Source organism: Halegenticoccus soli (genome assembly GCF_002844195.1).
GTDB classification, from domain to species: Archaea; Halobacteriota; Halobacteria; order Halobacteriales; family Haloferacaceae; genus Halegenticoccus; species Halegenticoccus soli.
Genome location: NZ_PEND01000005.1, coordinates 322,662 through 337,850, shown reverse-complemented (window position 1 = coordinate 337,850; position 15,189 = coordinate 322,662). Strand labels below are relative to the sequence as shown.

The window sequence follows — 15,189 nt, the reverse complement described above, 5'->3', positions numbered from 1 at the left end:
GAGACTCAAGTGCGCGGCGCGAAAACCGTCGGGCGATGTTGGCCGACCGGTACGACGCGTTCCTGTTCGACCTCGACGGCGTCATCGTCGTCGGCGACCGCCCCGTCGACGGCGCCGTCGACGCGCTCGCCCGCCTGCGCGACCGCGGGACGCCGATTCGATTCGTGACGAACAACTCCCGCTCGACCCGCGAGGCGCTCTGTGCGCACCTGCGGGACCTCGGCATCGAGGCGCGCGTCGAGGAGATGTACACCGCCGCGTCGGCCACCGCCGCCCACCTCGCCGACGCGGGCGCCGACTCGGTCTACGTCCTCGGCGACGACGGTTTCGCTGCCGAGATGTCCCGGCACGGAGTGACGCCGACGGACGGACGCGCCGGCGGCGACAGCGTAATTGAGGATGCCGCCGACGCCGTCGCCGTCGGCCTCGACCGGACGGCGACCTACGACAAGCTCGCGACCGCGACTCGGCTCATCCGCGAGCGCGGCGCGGCGTTCGTCGCCGCCAACGACGACAACGCCTACCCGACAGACGAGGGGATCGCGCCGGGGACGGGCGCGCTCGTGGCCGCCCTGCGAACCGCAACCGGGCGGGAACCGACCGTCGTGGGAAAGCCCCACCCCGAACTGTTCGAGCGGGCGATGTCCGGCCTCGACGGCGAGGTCGCCATGGTCGGGGACTCCCTCGCGTCCGACGTCGAAGGCGCTCGCCGGGCGGGGATCGAGAGCATCTACGTCACGGCGCACGCCCGGGCCGAGGACGAGGGTCCCGCGCCGGACGCGACCGTCGACACCCCGGCCGGACTGTTCGATCCGGAGTGCTGACCGTCGTGCCAGGATGCGATCGTCGGAAGTCGGAACCGTTCGCCGCCACGGACAAACGTTAACCGTTGTCGATCCGAGAAGCGGGTATGGCCGTCCAACCCCAAACGGAGTTCGAAGCTGCGTTACGGCGACAGGGCAGCAGTTGGACCCGAACGACGAGCGACGCGTTCGCCGCGGCGGTGACCGAGGCGATCGAGACCCCGGCGGTCGCGACCGACCTCTCCGACTGGGGACTCGACTTCGGAGACGCCCCGGTCACGGTCGACCCGACGCCGAGGGAGCTCCTCGGGGCGACGACCGGCGTCACGGGCGCGTCGCTCGGCGTCTCGTCCTACGGCTCGCTGCTCCTCCCGTCCGACGCGAAGGGGACCGAGCCGGTGAGCCTCTACCCCGAGCGCCACGTCGCCGTCGTCAGCGAGAGCGACGTCGTCGAGGACGTCCCCGCGGCGTTCGACCGGCTCGGCGACGAGTTCGCCGAGGGGCCGAAGAGCGCCGTCTTCGCGACCGGACCGAGCGCGACCGGCGACATGGGGGCGCTCGTCTACGGCGTGCACGGACCGAAGGCCGTCCACGTTATCGTCCTGACCGACCGATGAGCGACGCGCGACTGAAGGCGGCGGAGATCCGCCACCTGCTGGAGACGGAGCGGGACGCGATCCGCGAGAACACCACCCACATGAACCGCGAGCGGTACGACGCAGCCGCGCGGTTCGAGCGCTACGAGGAGGCGCGCGACGCCGCCCGCGCGGTCAAGGAGGACGCGATCGAGCGCCTGCCGGAGCTGATCGAGCGCGTCCGCGAGAGCGTCGAGGCCAACGGCGGAACCGTCTACCTGGCCGACGACGCCGCCGACGCGAACCGGTACATCGAGGAGGTGGTGCGCGACCGAGACGCCGAGACGCTCGTCAAGAGCAAGTCGATGACCACGGAGGAGCTCGACCTGAACGAGCACCTCGAAGCCGCGGGCGTCGACGTCTACGAGACGGACCTCGGGGAGTTCGTCGTCCAGGTGGCCGACGAGGCCCCGTCACACCTCGTGGGGCCGTCGCTGCACAAGTCGACGGCGGCCATCGCGGAGCTTTTCAACGCGCACTTCGACCTCGACGAGCCGCTCGAAACCGCGACGGAGCTGACGAACTTCGCGCGCGATTACCTCCTCGAACGCATCGTCGAGGCGGACATGGGTGTGACGGGCGCGAACTTCGTCCTCGCCGACAGCGGCACGATCGTCCTCGTGACGAACGAGGGGAACGCCCGGAAGAGCGCGGTCACGCCCGACGCGCACGTGGCGGTCGCGGGCGTCGAGAAGCTCATCCCCTCCGTCGAGGAGCTGGAACCGTTCACGGAGCTCATCGCCCGGGCGGCGACCGGCCAGGACTACCCGCAGTACCTCACTATGCTCTCGCCGCCCGTCGACTCCCCGACGCTCGATTTCGACGCCGACGTTCCGCTCTCGGAGGCGGCGGGCGAAAGCGACCGCGAGTTCCACCTGGTGCTCGTCGACAACGGGCGCACGGCGATGCGCGAGGACGACCAGCTCCGCGAGACGCTCTACTGTATCCGCTGCGGCGCGTGCGCGAACTCCTGCGCCAACTTCCAGCACGTCGGCGGGCACGCCTTCGGCGGCGAGACGTACACCGGCGGCATCGCGACCGGCTGGGAGGCCGGAATCGAGGGGCTCGACACCGCCGCCGAGTTCAACGATCTCTGCACCGGCTGCACCCGCTGTGTGAACGCCTGCCCGGTGAAGATCGACATCCCGTGGATCAACACGGTCGTCCGCGACCGCATCAACAGAGGAGAGGACGCCGAGCTCGACTGGCTCGTCGAGGGGCTCACGCCGGACGCGGAACCGGGCGGAATGAGCCTCCAGAAGCGGTTCTTCGGGAACTTCGAGACGGTCGCCAAGCTCGGCAGCGCGACCGCCCCGCTGTCGAACTGGATTGCAAACGCCGGTCCCGCGCGCGGGCTCATGGAGCGGACGCTCGGTATCGACCGACGGCGGGACCTCCCGACGTTCGAGCGCGAGACACTGCGCAAGTGGTTCGACGCCAGGGGGGGCTCGCGCGTCCCGCTCGCCGACGCCGATCGCGAGGCGGTGCTCTACGCCGATCCGTACACGAACTACGTGCAGGTCGATCGCGGCAGGGCGGCAGTCCGCGTTCTCGAAGCCCTGGGCGTCCACGTCCGCGTGCCGGAGATTCCGGAGAGCGGTCGCGCGCCGCTCTCGCAGGGGATGGTGGCGACGGCCGACGAACGCGCGAGCGCCGTCTACGGCGCGCTGGCCGAGCACGTCGACGCCGGGCGCGACGTCGTCGTCGTCGAACCCAGCGACCTCGCGATGTTCCGCCGCGAGTACGAGAAGCTCCTCCCCGAGAGATCGTACGAGCGCCTCAGCGAGAACAGCTACGAGGTGCTCGAATACGTGTACGGTCTCCTCGAAAACGGGGCCGACGCCGGGGCGCTGGCCGACGGAGACGGTCGGACGATCGCGTACCACAGTCACTGCCAGCAGCGAACGCTCGGGCTCGACGCGCACACCGAGGCCGTGCTCGACGCGCGCGGCTACGATGTGCTGTCCTCGACGGTCGAGTGCTGCGGGATGGCGGGCTCGTTTGGGTACAAGGCGGAGTACTACGAGCTGAGCATGGACGTCGGCGGCGACCTCAAATCCGAGTTCGCCGCCCACCCCGACCGGGAGATCGTCGCCAGCGGCACCTCCTGTCTCGAACAGCTCGACGCCCTGTTCGACGAGGGGACGCGCCACCCGGTCGAACTGCTCGATCCAAAGCGCACCTGAGTTTCGCCGGACGGCCCGTTTTCCGGGACGGTTCACTTCCGTGACGGTCCTCCGGACGGCTCGCGCTCACCTTTATGACGAGCGGCGATAAATTCTCCGCGCATGGCGGATGAATACAGCATGATTCGGGTCGACGACGCGGAACGGGAGCCGTCGGCGGGTTCCGGCACGATGCACGTCGACCTCGTCGACCGGCTCGGCTGCACGGAGATGCGACCGAAGGTGTGGTACCTCTCGCCCGGTGACGCGATGAGCTACCACCGCCAGACCGAACAGGAGGAGCTCTACTACGTTCTCGACGGGCCGGGGCGAATGAAGATCGAGGGCGAACTGCTGGACGTCCCCGAGGGGACGGCGGTCCGCGTCCCGCCCGAGACGTCGAGGCAGGTGCTCAACGACACCGAGGGCGAACACGTCTGGCTCGTCGTCGGCGCGCCGCCGACGGTCGACGATGGGCGCCCGGCAGCGGTCGAGTAGACGGTTGAACCGGGACAGTCGAGCGGGCGAGCGGGCCGACCGGTGCTCCGTCCGACGGTCGCTTCGGTCGTCTCGCCGCGGCACTCACGCGGGGAACTCCCGTCCGTACCGGTCACCGAGCGATTGGAGCGTCCCAGAGACGCCCGACCCGAGCGGAATACCCTCCTCCAGACGCTCTTTTTTCGTCCGTGCCTCGGGCTCACCCGGAACCAGGACTTCTTCGAATCCCTCGCCTGGTCGGGTCGATTTCACCTCCGCGATCATCCGGGATAACCGTCTGTGAAAGCCGGTGAGATCGGTGAACGCCTCGACGTTGATCGCGCCGACGAAGTGACCCAGCTCCTGCGGCGACGAGAGGTCGTCGTACATCGTCGGCACGCCCTCGCCGAAGACGGTGTCCAGGAGGACGCCGCAGAGTGCGTCGACGACGAACGCCAGCCCGTACCCCTTCGGTCCGCCCAGCGGCTGGAGCGCGTGAAAATCGGCGGGATCGGTCGTTGGTCGTCCGGACGCGTCGATCGCCCACTCCGGCGGAATCTCCTCGCCCTCCTCCTCGGCGAGGATGACGCTCCCTTTCGCGGTGACGCTCGTCGCCATGTCGAGCGTGACCGGGAACTCCTCTCCGGGGAGTCCGACGGCGATTGGGTTCGTCCCGAAGTACGGATCCGCCCCGCCGAACGGGGCTACGTTAGGCCCAGCGTGTGTCATGCACAGGCCGATGTACCCCCGTTCCGCGGCAACGTTCGTATAGTAGGCGGCGGTTCCGAAGTGGTTGCTGTTCCGCACGCCGACGAAGGCGCCTCCGGCGTCTTCTGCCAGGGTGATCGCCCCTTCCATCGCCCGCAGCGTCGCCACCTGCCCCGGTCCGCCGTCGCCGTCCACGACCGCCGCCGCCTCGCGGACGGATTCAACGCGAACGTCGGGATCGGGGTTCAGCCCGCCCGACTCTATGCGCTCGGCATACGGTTCGAGGCGAACGACGCCGTGTGTATCGACGCCACGGAGGTTCGCGTCGACGAGGGTGTTCGCGACGACGTCCGCACACTCCTCGTCGAGGCCTGCACCCTCTAGCACCGACGCGGCGAACGCTTCGAGCGCGGCTGCATCGACGAACGTCGCATTCTCGGGCGTTCCCTTCATTGGTCTCCCCACCGATCGCAGCGCGATAGAACCATTCGGTTCGCTCTCTGTATCGGCATCGCACCTCTCGGTTGACTCATACAGTTGCGCTGATTCTCGACTGAAAAGTATAATGGTATCGTCGGCCCCGGTTCACGGGGCAGCGCGTTCGAATCCGATTTACCGTCTCTCTCACCTCACCGACCGGGAAGCTACATCGACGGGCCGACGCGCGTGATCGCGAACTCTGAGAGGCCGTGCTCCTCCGCGCAGGACGGCTCGCCGCCCGCCACCGCCAGCAGGCGGGACAGCGCGTCGTCGACGCTCGCCGCGGACGCGTCGAGGTCGACGTCGTCGGGGAGGGCCGCGACCGTCCCCGGGTCGGCGGACACCTTCACTACGGGCGCGAGCGGGTGGCCCGCCGGGATGCCGTCCGCGGTGACGTGGAGGACGATCTGCGCCCCGGCGGCGACGAGCCCGGTCGCGGCTTCCGCGAACTCGGAGGGCGCGTCGACGACCGCGAGCCCCGAGTCGATCGACGCCCGATCGCCGTAGGCGAGCACCTCCTCGATCCGCCGCCCGCCCCACGCCACCGTCGCGTCAGCGAACCCTAGTTCGCTGGCTCGTCTGGCGACGCGGGTCACCTTCGCCGGCGCGCCGCGGTGGCGTTCGAACAGCGCTTCGAGGTCCGAAACCGCGCTGGGCGCCGTCGCCTCGCGGGCCGCGTCGGGATGCGCGACGAGGCGCTCGCTTCCGGCGACGACGGCGCGACCGCCGGCCTCGACGACGCGCCGGACGACCTCCCCCGCGAGCGGATCCGCCCGATCGACGGTCGAGTCGGCGAGATCGCTGCAGACGACGCCGACCGTGAGGTCCGAGAGGTCCGCCGAATCCCGGCGGTCTTCCCGCCCGTCCGCCAGCTCCGTCGCGACGGACGCGCCCGCTTCGACGCAGGCGTCCGTCCCGCCGACGCCCTGGATGGCGAGCTCGCGGACCTCGACGCCCGCCGACTCCATCTCCGCGGCGACGCTGTCGCTCTGGAGCTCCTCGCAGCCGAGGCCGACGACTACGACGCCGGCGACGTTCGGATTGCGGGCGAGGCCGAGGAACGCCCGGCGGGTCTGTTCGTTGTCGGCCCCGAGCTGCGCGCAGCCGTGGTCGTGCGGCGCGCTCACCGCCCCGTCGACCCGCGCGGCGATGCGGTCCGCGACCACGTGCGAGCAGATGACCGACGGGAGGACGAGCACGCGGTCGCGGACGCCGATCGTTCCTTCCGCTCGCGGGACCCCCGAGAACGAGTGTATTCCCGTCGAACCTCCGACGCTCACGCGTCCGCACCCCCTTCGGCCGCGGCGAGGTCGCCCCGTCCGCGCGTGCTCTCGCAGTTGTGCGTGTGGACCCACTCGCCGGGCTCGATTGCGGCCATCGCGCGGCCGATGACCTCGCCGTACTTGTACACCTCGTCGCCGGCGTCGAGCGGGGCGAGCGCGAACTTGTGACCGAACGGGACTGCCTCGGCCAGGCGGACGGTCGACCCGTCGACGTCGAACTCCCGGCCCTCGTCGAGATCGTCGACGGCGGTGGCGACGTTGTCCCGCTCGCTCATCACGAGCGCCGCCTCGTCGAACACGCGCCCCTTCATGCGTCCGCCCCCGCGTCGGCCAGCTCGTTCGGCTGGATCTCGTTGACGGCGAACTCCTCCAGCCGGCGGCGCTCGGCCTCGGTCCGTCGGCCGTCGGCCACGGCGAGCAGCGCCTCGTAGACGCGCTCGCCGACGGCCGCGATCGACTCGCCCCCGAAGACGGTGCTCGCGTTCACGTCCACGTTGTTCGCCATCCGCGCCCACGTCTTCGGATTGCCGGTGACCTTGATGACGGGGGCGATCGGGTTGCCGGTCGTGCTGCCGCGGCCAGTCGTGAAGGCGACGATTTGCGCGCCGCCGGCGACCTTGCCGACCACGCTCTCCACGTCGTACCCCGGCGTGTCCATGAGGACGAGCCCGCCGCCGACCGGAAGCTGTTCCGCGTAGTCGACGATGCCGCGGACCGGCCGGGTGCCGCCCTTCGAGATGGCGCCCAGGCTCTTCTCCTCGATGGTCGTCAGGCCGCCCTCCTGGTTCCCCGGTGTCGGTTGCGCCCCGCGGAGGTCGACGCCCATGAGCTCGGCCATGCTCTCGCGCGTCGAGACGCGGTCGAGGAGTCGCTCACGGACCCCGTCGTCGACGCACCGCTCGGCGAGGATGTGCTCCGCGCCGATGAACTCGGGCGTCTCGCTGAAGCTCGCCGTGCCGCCGTCGTCGATCAGGCGGTCGCAGGCGTTTCCGACGGCCGGGTTCGCGGCGATGCCGCTCGTGGCGTCGCTGCCGCCGCACTCGACGCCGAAGACGAGTTCGCTCGCGTCGGCCTCCTCGCGGCGGGCGCGCCCCGCCTCGTCGGCGAGGTCGGCGACGAGTTCCTCGCCTCGGGCGAGCGCCGCGCGGGTGCCGCCGACCTCCCGGATCGACAGCGTTTCGACCGCCTTGCCGGTTTCTGCGATCTCGTCGGCGAGCGACTCGGCGTCGACGTCCTCGGTGCCGAGTTCGACGACGAGCGCCGCGCCGACGTTCGGGTTGCGGCCGACGCCGGCGAGGACGCGCTCGGTCTGTTCGCGGGCCGGTCGCGGCTGCGACGTGCCCATCTGGTGCGGCGTCGCGCGCGCCGGGGAACCGGCGGCCGACGCGATCGCGTCCGCGACGCTGCTCGCCGCCACCGACGTGGGGATCACGGCGACGTGGTTCCGGACGCCGACGCGGCCGTCCGCGCGCCGGTACCCGGTGAACGTTGGAGCCATGCTTCGCACATCGGAACTCGGCGAATTAGCTCTTTCCCCGCCTCGGGGACGCTTTTGCTCCCATCACGGAGGCGGATTTTTGCCGGTCTACCGCGGAGGCGGACCGTTCGGAGTCCGCCGTGGGGGTGGCTTTTTACCGGCCCGCCGCAAAGCCCGCCGCATGACCCGTCCGAACGGACTCGTCGTCGCGGACGACCTGACCGGCGCAATGGACACCGGTCACGAGTTCGCCGCCCGCGGACTGTCGACGCTCGTGCTCCTCGGCGAGGGCCGTGGAGAGGGCGGCTCGGACGACGCGGACGACGCCGACGTGCTGGTGGCGAACACCGACTCCCGGTACCTCCCGGCCGAGGACGCCGCGTCCGCGGTCGATCGCGCCCTCTCGTCGCGCGACACGTCGGTCGTCTACAAGAAGGTGGATTCGACCCTCCGCGGGAACCTCGTCGCCGAGACGGACGCGGCGATCCGGAGCGCCAACGCGGACGCGGCGCTGGTCGCGCCCGCGTTCCCCCGGAACGGCCGGACGACCGCGTGCGGGTACCACCTCGTCGACGGTTGGCTCGTGACCGACACGGCCGCCGGCCGCGACCCCGACAGGCCGGTCGAGACGGCGCACCTGCCGACGCGTTTCGGCGATTCCTCGCATCCGGTCCGCCGCGTCGGCGTCGAGCGCGCCGCTGCCGGGAGCGAGGCGGTCCGCGACGCGCTCCGCGAGTTTGCGGCCGACGGACCCGCCGTCGTCGTCGCCGACGCGGTCGCCGAGCGGCACCTCGAAGCGCTGGCGGACGGCGCGGCCACGAGCGGGCTGTCCGTCGTCTACGTCGGGAGCGCGGGGCTCGCTCGGCACGTCTCCGTCGCCGCCGAGGGACGGAAAGGTCGCGTTTCCCCGCCGGACCCGACAGCTGACGGACCCGAGGGACCGGCGCTCGCCGTCGCCGGGAGCACGAACCCCCGGACGCTCGAACAGGTGCGGGCGCTCCCGGACGAACTCCTCGTCGAACTCGACCTCGAAGCGACGGTCGCCGATCCGGACCGAGCCGCGTCCGACGCGGCCGAGCGCTGTCTCGACCGACTCGACGCTGGCGGCGACGCCGTGCTCGTCTCCGCGCGGACGGCCGACGACGCCGACGTGGCGCTTCGGGCCGGCCGTGCACGCGGCGTCGGCGAGTGGGACGTGCGCGAGCGAGTTTCGACGGCGCTCGCCGGGGCCGTCGAGCGGGTGTGGGACCGCGTCCAGCCGCGCGGGCTCTTCGCGACGGGCGGCGCGGTCGCGATCTCGGTGCTCGGGGCGCTCGGGGCGACGGGCGTCCGGCTCGCCGGCAGCGAGGTCGAAGCGGGAGTCCCGGTCGGACGGATCGACGGCGGACGAGCGGACGGGACGCCGGTCGTGACGAAGGCGGGGGCCTTCGGCTCGACGGAGGCAATCTCTAACTGTCTGGCGGTGCTCGGAGGGCGTGATGACCCTCGATAAGCCCCTCGTCGGGATCACAATGGGCGACCCGGCCGGCATCGGCGCTGAAGTGATCGCCAAGGCGTACCCGGAGGCGCGCGAGCACGCCCGCCTCGTCGTCGTCGGGGACGCGGACGCGATGCGCGGGGCGGTCGACGTCTGCGGGAGCGACCTCGAAGTCCGGCCGATCTCCGCGGTCTCGGAGGCAACGGACGATCCGGGGGCGCTCTCGGTCCTCGATCTGGACAACGTCTCGGAGGTCGCGTACGGCGAGCTCCGCGAGGAGTACGGGCGCGCGAGCCTCGCGTACGTCGAGCGGGCGATCCGGCTCGCCCAAGCGGGTGAGATCGACGCCATCGCCACCGCGCCGATCAACAAGCAGGCGACGCGGCTCGCCGGCAGCGAGTACGCCGGCCACACCGGAATGCTGGCGGCCCACACCGGCACCGAGAACTACTCGATGATGCTCATCGAGGACGACCTGCGCGTCACGCACGTGAGCACGCACGTCCCCCTCCGGGAGGCGTGCGACCTCGTGACCGAGGAGCGCGTCCTCGACACGATCCGCGTCACCGACGAGGCCCTCCGCGACCTGGGCGTCGACGAGCCGACGATCGCCGTCGCCGGGCTCAATCCCCACGCGGGCGACGGCGGCCTGCTGGGCGACGAGGACGACGACGAGATCGCCCCGGCGGTCGAGCGCGCGCGGGAGGAGGGTATCGACGCTCGGGGACCGGACTCGCCCGACACCGTCTACGTCCAGGCGGCGCAGGGCGCGGCCGACTGCGTCGTCTCGATGTACCACGATCAGGGACACATTCCCATCAAGATGCTCGGGTTCGACGGCGGAGCCGGCGTGAGCGGCGTCAACATGACGATCGGGCTGCCGATCGTCCGGACGAGCGTCGACCACGGCACCGCGTTCGACATCGCCGGCGAGGGGGTCGCCTCGGCAGCGAGCATGGTCGACGCCGTCCGGGTCGCCGCCGAGGTGGCGCGGGCCGACTAGGTTCGCCCGGCCGGTCCCTACTCGACGCGGTACCGCGCGATCGCCTCCTCGTCCAGTTCGATCCCGAGGCCCGGGCCTTCCGGGACGGGGACTCGGCCGTCGTCGTCGGCCGTGAGGGGGTCGGCGGCGACGGCCTCCCGGAGCGGGTTGGCCGATCGGTCGAACTCCAGCCACGGGTGGCCCGGGAGCGTGCTGATCAGGTGGAGGCTGGCGGCGATGGCGACGGGCGTTCCCCAGACGTGCGGAACGACGGGCACGCCGTGCGCGCTCGCGGTCGTCGCGACCCGGCGCGCGGCAGTCAACCCGCCGACGTTGCACACGTCGGGCTGGGCGACGTCGAGACAGCCCCGTTCGAACAGCCGGTCGAACTCGTAGGGGGCGTGGCACTCCCCGCCTGCGACTCTGACGTCGAGCGCCTCGCGGAGGTGCGCGTACCCGTCGAGGTCCTCCGGGGGGACCGGCTCTTCGAACCAGTGGACGTCGAGCGATTCCAGCGCGCGTCCCACCTCCCGGGCGGTCGGCGCGTCGTAGGCGTAGTTGGCGTCGACCAGAAGCGTCGCCTCGTCGCCGACGGCCTCCCGGACGCGCCGGACGAGCTCGACGTCCTCCCGCGGACCGTACCCGATCAAGTCGAGGCCGGTCTTGAGCTTCACCGCATCCAGGGCGGCCGCGTTCTCGATCGCTTCGGCCGCGATCCGCTCGTACTGCTCGTCGAGGTCGCACCCGTGCTTGAAGTAGTGGCCGGTCGCGTACGCGCGGACGGCAGACCGACGCGCGCCCCCGAGGAGCGTCGAAACGGGTACGTCGAGCAGTTTCCCGGTGAGGTCCCACAGCGCGACGTCGATCCCGCTGAGCGCGGGCAGCGGCACGACCGACTGGTAGGCCGCGCGGCCGACGTCGTACAGCGTCTCCGAGAGGCGCTCGACGTCGAGCGGGTCCTCCCCCTCGATCTCCGGGCCGAGCAGTCGTTCGACGGTTCCGCGGGTTCCGGCGATCGGCCCCCAGCATTCACCCCAGCCGACGGTGCCGTCGCTCGCCTCGATCCGGACGAGCAGCGCGGACCGCTCGGTCACCCACTCCTGCGCGTAGCCGAACGGCTCCGAGAGCGGCGCTTCGAGCGGCACGGCGCCGACGCGGTCGATCGTGACTCCCATGGGTCACCAGGAGGTTATTTCGACGTCCCGAAGCGGCCGTTCGAGCGGGATCGAGACCTGTCCGCCCGTGTAGTCGGAGAGGTACAGGCCGACGATGATTTCGAGCGATCGGGTCGCCTCCTCGCCGGTCGATGGGTTCTCGGTTTCGCCGTCGAGCATCGCTTCGATTCGCCGCGCGGCGTTCGGAAACGCCCGCCGGTAGTCGTCGTCCCAAGTCCACGCGCCCTTGATCCCCGGGAGCGCCGCCTCGACGTGCTCGCCGCCTTCGAGCCGCCAGTAGCGCCACTCGCCGTCGTCGTTGTTCATGTAGAGCTTCCCCTCGGTCCCGATGAACTGCATGTTCATCGAGGAGATCGCGCGGGGGATCGTGCAGTCGACCGTCGCGAAGGTGCCGTCCTCCATCACCACGAACCCGCCGCCGCCGGCGTCGTCGACCGCCCGACCGGCCCCGAGCGACTCGACCGCCTCGTTCTCGCCGGTGATGTGGCCTGCGACCCGCTCCGCGCGCGTGTCGAGCAGGTAGACGAGCGTGTCGAGGAGGTGCGTGGAGTTGCGGAGCAGTTCCATCCTGAACTGCGTGCTCACGGAGCGGACGTCGCCCAGAAGGCCCCCCTCCTGTATCAACTCGCGCAACCGCCGCAGCTTGTCGGTGAAGCGGAACGAGTGGTTGACGACGAGCTCCGTGCCCGTCTCCTCGCAGACCGCCACCATCTCGTTCGCGTCGGAGACGCTCGACGCGATCGGCTTTTCGCACCAGACGACCGCCGGATCCGCCTGCGATCGCGCCGCGTCCACGACGTGGCGGTGGTGGAGGTACGAGGGAGTGCACACTGAAATCACGTCGAGATCCTCGGCCTCCAGCATCGCCTCGTGGCCGACGTACCGCCGCTCCGGCGGGATCTCCCACGCCTCGCTGAACCGGTCGAGCTTGTCCGCGTCGACGTCGGCGACGGCGACGAGTTCGATCCCGTCGGTCGCGTCGTAGCCGCCGGCGTGGCTCGCCGTGACTTTCTTCCGCCCGATGTCTTCCTCGTCGTGCATCCCCAGGATGCCCATGCCGGCGATGCCGCCGGCGCCGATGATCCCCGCTCTGTAGGTCATGGGCTACTCGTAGACGTGGACGCTGCCCGTCTGATTGTCCTTGATGTACTCCCAGTCGTACTCGACGCCCAATCCGGGCCCCTCGGGGACGGGAACGGTACCGTCGGCGTCGATCGCGTCGAGCATGTCCGAGTACCCGTCGCGGTACACCGGCGGCATCGTGTTCTGACACTTCGGATGGACCAGTGCGAGTTCGTAGTAGTTGGCGTTGCGCGCCGCGGCGATGCAGTGGCGCTGGGCGGGGCCGGGCGCGTGGAATTCCACGTCGAGGCCGAACCCTTCCGCGACGCGGGCGATCTTCATCGCCCCCGTGATCCCCGCGTCATATTCTGGATCTGCCCGCACGAAGTCGGTGGCGTCAGCCGTAATGAAATCCGAGTGCGGTTCGAGTCCGCGGACGTGCTCAGACTGGAGGATGGGGGTGTCGAGGAGCTCGCGGAGTTTACGGTGGGCGTGCTGGGAGATCCCGCCGTCTCTGAAGGGATCCTCGTACCAGAAGAAGCCCTCCTCGTCGCACGCGCGCCCGACCTTCAGCGCGTCGCCGAACGTCTCGAGTTCGCACGCCGGATCGAGCATCAGGTCCATCTCCTCGCCCACCCGCTCGCCCACCGCGTGCACGGTCTCGATCTCGCGGTCGACGTCGCGCGCCGCGTCCCCGCCGCCCCAGCCGTGAATCTTGAAACCGGGGTAGCCCATTTCGAGACACTGCTCGGCGAAGTCGGCGTACGCCGCGGGCGAATCGAGGCCACCGTTTTCATCGCCGTGGTACGTCGAGGCATAGGCAGGAAGCCGGGTGCGGTAGGTTCCCAGTAGCTCGTGGATGGGCGCGTCGTAGTATTTACCCGCGAAGTCCCACAGCGCGATGTCGATCGGGCCCATGCCCATCCGATCGTACTTGCGGAGCGCGCGCTTGATCTCGCTCCAGTGGCGCTCACGCTCTAAGGGGTTTTTGCCGACGAGGTAGTTCGCGAACGTGTTGATCTGGGCGGCGGCGGGCGAATTCCCCCCGACGTACTCTCCCGAAATCCCCTCGTCAGTGTGGATCTGCAGCGCGAACAACTTGCGCTCGGTCGTCTCCCCCGGTGAGTAGATCAGATTGAATCCGTTCTCGTCGGTGCCGACGTCTTCGAGCGGATAGCGGAATTCGGTGCTCTCGATGCGCGTTATCTTCGGCGCCATGACGTGGGCAATACGACCCACGGTAATAAATCGTGCCGACTGATAGAGTATTCGAACTCATCTCGCGGAAAACATCTTCCGTGCGGCGATGCCGAGGTTCTACTTTTCGACGGATTGGACTGCGGACACGGGCCAATATTTTTTTGTATTCAGTAACATCATGGAATTTCATGACGGACGTGACCAAGAACCCAATCAAGGCGACGCGTACGACGTTCAGCATCGTCGAGGTGCTCGTGCGTGACAACGGCGCCAGCGTGACGGAGGTGGCCGACAGCGTGGGACTGGCGAAGAGTAGCGTTCACAACTACCTGTCGACGCTGCGGGAGATGGGGTACGTCACGAAGGAGGAAACCGAGTACCACGTCGGGCTCGGGTTCCTCGAACTGGGCGAAGTCGCGCGGAACCGACAGGCCGTCTACGAGGCCGCGAAACCGGAGATGCGTCGACTCGCGGAACGGACCGGCGAGCTCGTGAACCTGCTCGTCGAGGAGGCCGGACGCGGGATCTTCATCCACCGCGAGGTCGGCGAGCGCGGCGTGACCGTCGACGCCCACATCGGCCAGCGAGTGTACCTCCACAGCACCGCCGTCGGCAAGGCGATTCTCGCCCACCTTCCGGCCGACCGAGTTCGGCGAATCCTCGATCAGCATGGACTCCCCGCCGTGACGGAACAAACGATCGTCGACAGGCGCGCCCTCCGGGGTGATCTCGAACGGATCCGCGAGCGCGGGGTGGCCTTCGACCGCGAGGAGCGGAGACGCGGGCTCCGGTGCGTCGCCGCGCCGATCCGTGACGGCGACGGCGGCGTCGAAGCCGCGATCAGCGTCTCGGGGCCGGCGAACCGGATGCGAGGAGAGCGTTTCGAACGGGATCTCCCCTCCCTTCTCGAAAACGCCGCGGACGTGATTGCTCTCCGCTTCGAGCAGTGATCACAGCTCTGTGTCCCATGCGCGCGTCTTTCGATAGAGAACGCCGAACCGGCCGTTCGATCGGCGGGCTTCTGTGATCCTGTCCGGAAAACGGCGTTTTTCCCTCCGTATCCGAGTCTTTCAGCCGAGATCGTCGATACACGTTCCGTGTGCACCCCTCGAACCGTCACGTTCGTCCGAGAAACAAACGCGAAACAGGCGTTCGGCGATAGTGAACGACGCGTAGGCGTCGCCGAAATCGCGTCTCTCACGCGGATTCGGTCGCTCGATGACGTCGAATACGGCGTGAAACCGCCCGATGAAGATGAGTAACGC

Annotated in this window: 14 protein-coding genes; 7 read left to right on the top strand and 7 right to left on the bottom strand. The window is 69.7% G+C overall.

Annotation, left to right across the window (positions count from 1 at the left end):
- Window positions 1-35 precede the first annotated feature (35 nt).
- The 4 genes from CNO20_RS15440 to CNO20_RS15425 all read left to right on the top strand — a co-directional run bounded on the left by CNO20_RS15440 (window position 36) and on the right by CNO20_RS15425 (window position 4,101).
- Entirely contained in the window at window positions 36-824 is a 789-nt protein-coding gene (locus CNO20_RS15440) for an HAD-IIA family hydrolase (protein ID WP_101297022.1), read from the top strand.
- An 86-nt stretch (window positions 825-910) separates the two neighbouring features.
- Window positions 911-1,420, top strand: a complete 510-nt coding sequence (locus CNO20_RS15435; RefSeq protein ID WP_101297021.1) for an LUD domain-containing protein — start codon at window positions 911-913, stop codon at window positions 1,418-1,420.
- Entirely contained in the window at window positions 1,417-3,624 is a 2,208-nt protein-coding gene (locus CNO20_RS15430; protein WP_101297020.1) for an LUD domain-containing protein, read from the top strand. Before CNO20_RS15435 ends, CNO20_RS15430 begins: the two co-directional genes overlap by 4 nt.
- A gap of 102 nt (window positions 3,625-3,726) precedes the next feature.
- Window positions 3,727-4,101, top strand: a complete 375-nt coding sequence (locus CNO20_RS15425) for a cupin domain-containing protein (protein WP_101297019.1) — start codon at window positions 3,727-3,729, stop codon at window positions 4,099-4,101.
- 84 nt (window positions 4,102-4,185) lie between these two features.
- On the opposite strand, the gene CNO20_RS15420 is transcribed toward CNO20_RS15425, so the two are convergent.
- The 4 genes from CNO20_RS15420 to CNO20_RS15405 form a co-directional block, all read right to left on the bottom strand.
- The gene (locus CNO20_RS15420) at window positions 4,186-5,241 is read right to left on the bottom strand and encodes an Ldh family oxidoreductase (RefSeq protein WP_101297018.1); all 1,056 of its coding nucleotides are present in this window, start codon (window positions 5,239-5,241) and stop codon (window positions 4,186-4,188) included.
- A gap of 191 nt (window positions 5,242-5,432) precedes the next feature.
- On the bottom strand, window positions 5,433-6,548 hold the full coding sequence (locus CNO20_RS15415) for a UxaA family hydrolase (protein WP_101297017.1): 1,116 nt from the start codon (window positions 6,546-6,548) through the stop codon (window positions 5,433-5,435).
- Window positions 6,545-6,862 (bottom strand): UxaA family hydrolase, encoded by a 318-nt coding sequence (locus CNO20_RS15410; RefSeq protein WP_101297016.1) that lies wholly within the window; start codon window positions 6,860-6,862, stop codon window positions 6,545-6,547. Before CNO20_RS15410 ends, CNO20_RS15415 begins: the two co-directional genes overlap by 4 nt.
- Window positions 6,859-8,049, bottom strand: coding sequence for a UxaA family hydrolase (locus CNO20_RS15405; RefSeq protein ID WP_101297015.1), 1,191 nt, complete (start codon window positions 8,047-8,049; stop codon window positions 6,859-6,861). Before CNO20_RS15405 ends, CNO20_RS15410 begins: the two co-directional genes overlap by 4 nt.
- 160 nt (window positions 8,050-8,209) lie before the next feature.
- On the opposite strand from CNO20_RS15405, the gene CNO20_RS15400 reads away from it, so the two are divergent.
- Both CNO20_RS15400 and pdxA read left to right on the top strand, forming a co-directional pair.
- Window positions 8,210-9,520, top strand: a complete 1,311-nt coding sequence (locus tag CNO20_RS15400) for a four-carbon acid sugar kinase family protein (protein ID WP_101297014.1) — start codon at window positions 8,210-8,212, stop codon at window positions 9,518-9,520.
- Window positions 9,507-10,508, top strand: coding sequence for a 4-hydroxythreonine-4-phosphate dehydrogenase PdxA (gene pdxA / locus CNO20_RS15395; RefSeq protein ID WP_394337268.1), 1,002 nt, complete (start codon window positions 9,507-9,509; stop codon window positions 10,506-10,508). Before CNO20_RS15400 ends, pdxA begins: the two co-directional genes overlap by 14 nt.
- A gap of 17 nt (window positions 10,509-10,525) precedes the next feature.
- On the opposite strand, the gene CNO20_RS15390 is transcribed toward pdxA, so the two are convergent.
- Genes CNO20_RS15390 through CNO20_RS15380 form a run of 3 tightly spaced genes read right to left on the bottom strand, consistent with a single transcriptional unit; the run spans window position 10,526 to window position 13,942 of the window.
- Window positions 10,526-11,662, bottom strand: coding sequence for a mandelate racemase/muconate lactonizing enzyme family protein (locus CNO20_RS15390; RefSeq protein WP_101297012.1), 1,137 nt, complete (start codon window positions 11,660-11,662; stop codon window positions 10,526-10,528).
- A gap of 3 nt (window positions 11,663-11,665) precedes the next feature.
- Complete coding sequence (locus CNO20_RS15385; RefSeq protein ID WP_101297011.1) at window positions 11,666-12,763, bottom strand: Gfo/Idh/MocA family protein; 1,098 nt, start codon at window positions 12,761-12,763, stop codon at window positions 11,666-11,668.
- A 3-nt stretch (window positions 12,764-12,766) separates the two neighbouring features.
- Window positions 12,767-13,942 (bottom strand): mandelate racemase family protein, encoded by a 1,176-nt coding sequence (locus CNO20_RS15380; RefSeq protein WP_101297010.1) that lies wholly within the window; start codon window positions 13,940-13,942, stop codon window positions 12,767-12,769.
- Between the two features lie 170 nt (window positions 13,943-14,112).
- On the opposite strand from CNO20_RS15380, the gene CNO20_RS15375 reads away from it, so the two are divergent.
- Window positions 14,113-14,874, top strand: a complete 762-nt coding sequence (locus tag CNO20_RS15375; protein WP_101297009.1) for an IclR family transcriptional regulator — start codon at window positions 14,113-14,115, stop codon at window positions 14,872-14,874.
- The last annotated feature ends 315 nt before the right edge of the window (window positions 14,875-15,189 follow it).

Coding starts and splice junctions, on each gene's coding strand:
- CNO20_RS15375 (WP_101297009.1), top strand. CDS start 14,113: ATGACGGACGTGACCAAGAACCCAATCAAGGCGACGCGTACGACGTTC.
- CNO20_RS15435 (WP_101297021.1), top strand. CDS start 911: ATGGCCGTCCAACCCCAAACGGAGTTCGAAGCTGCGTTACGGCGACAG.
- CNO20_RS15400 (WP_101297014.1), top strand. CDS start 8,210: ATGACCCGTCCGAACGGACTCGTCGTCGCGGACGACCTGACCGGCGCA.
- CNO20_RS15420 (WP_101297018.1), bottom strand. CDS start 5,241: ATGAAGGGAACGCCCGAGAATGCGACGTTCGTCGATGCAGCCGCGCTC.
- CNO20_RS15385 (WP_101297011.1), bottom strand. CDS start 12,763: ATGACCTACAGAGCGGGGATCATCGGCGCCGGCGGCATCGCCGGCATG.
- CNO20_RS15405 (WP_101297015.1), bottom strand. CDS start 8,049: ATGGCTCCAACGTTCACCGGGTACCGGCGCGCGGACGGCCGCGTCGGC.
- CNO20_RS15425 (WP_101297019.1), top strand. CDS start 3,727: ATGGCGGATGAATACAGCATGATTCGGGTCGACGACGCGGAACGGGAG.
- CNO20_RS15440 (WP_101297022.1), top strand. CDS start 36: ATGTTGGCCGACCGGTACGACGCGTTCCTGTTCGACCTCGACGGCGTC.
- pdxA (WP_394337268.1), top strand. CDS start 9,507: ATGACCCTCGATAAGCCCCTCGTCGGGATCACAATGGGCGACCCGGCC.
- CNO20_RS15430 (WP_101297020.1), top strand. CDS start 1,417: ATGAGCGACGCGCGACTGAAGGCGGCGGAGATCCGCCACCTGCTGGAG.
- CNO20_RS15380 (WP_101297010.1), bottom strand. CDS start 13,942: ATGGCGCCGAAGATAACGCGCATCGAGAGCACCGAATTCCGCTATCCG.
- CNO20_RS15410 (WP_101297016.1), bottom strand. CDS start 6,862: ATGAAGGGGCGCGTGTTCGACGAGGCGGCGCTCGTGATGAGCGAGCGG.
- CNO20_RS15390 (WP_101297012.1), bottom strand. CDS start 11,662: ATGGGAGTCACGATCGACCGCGTCGGCGCCGTGCCGCTCGAAGCGCCG.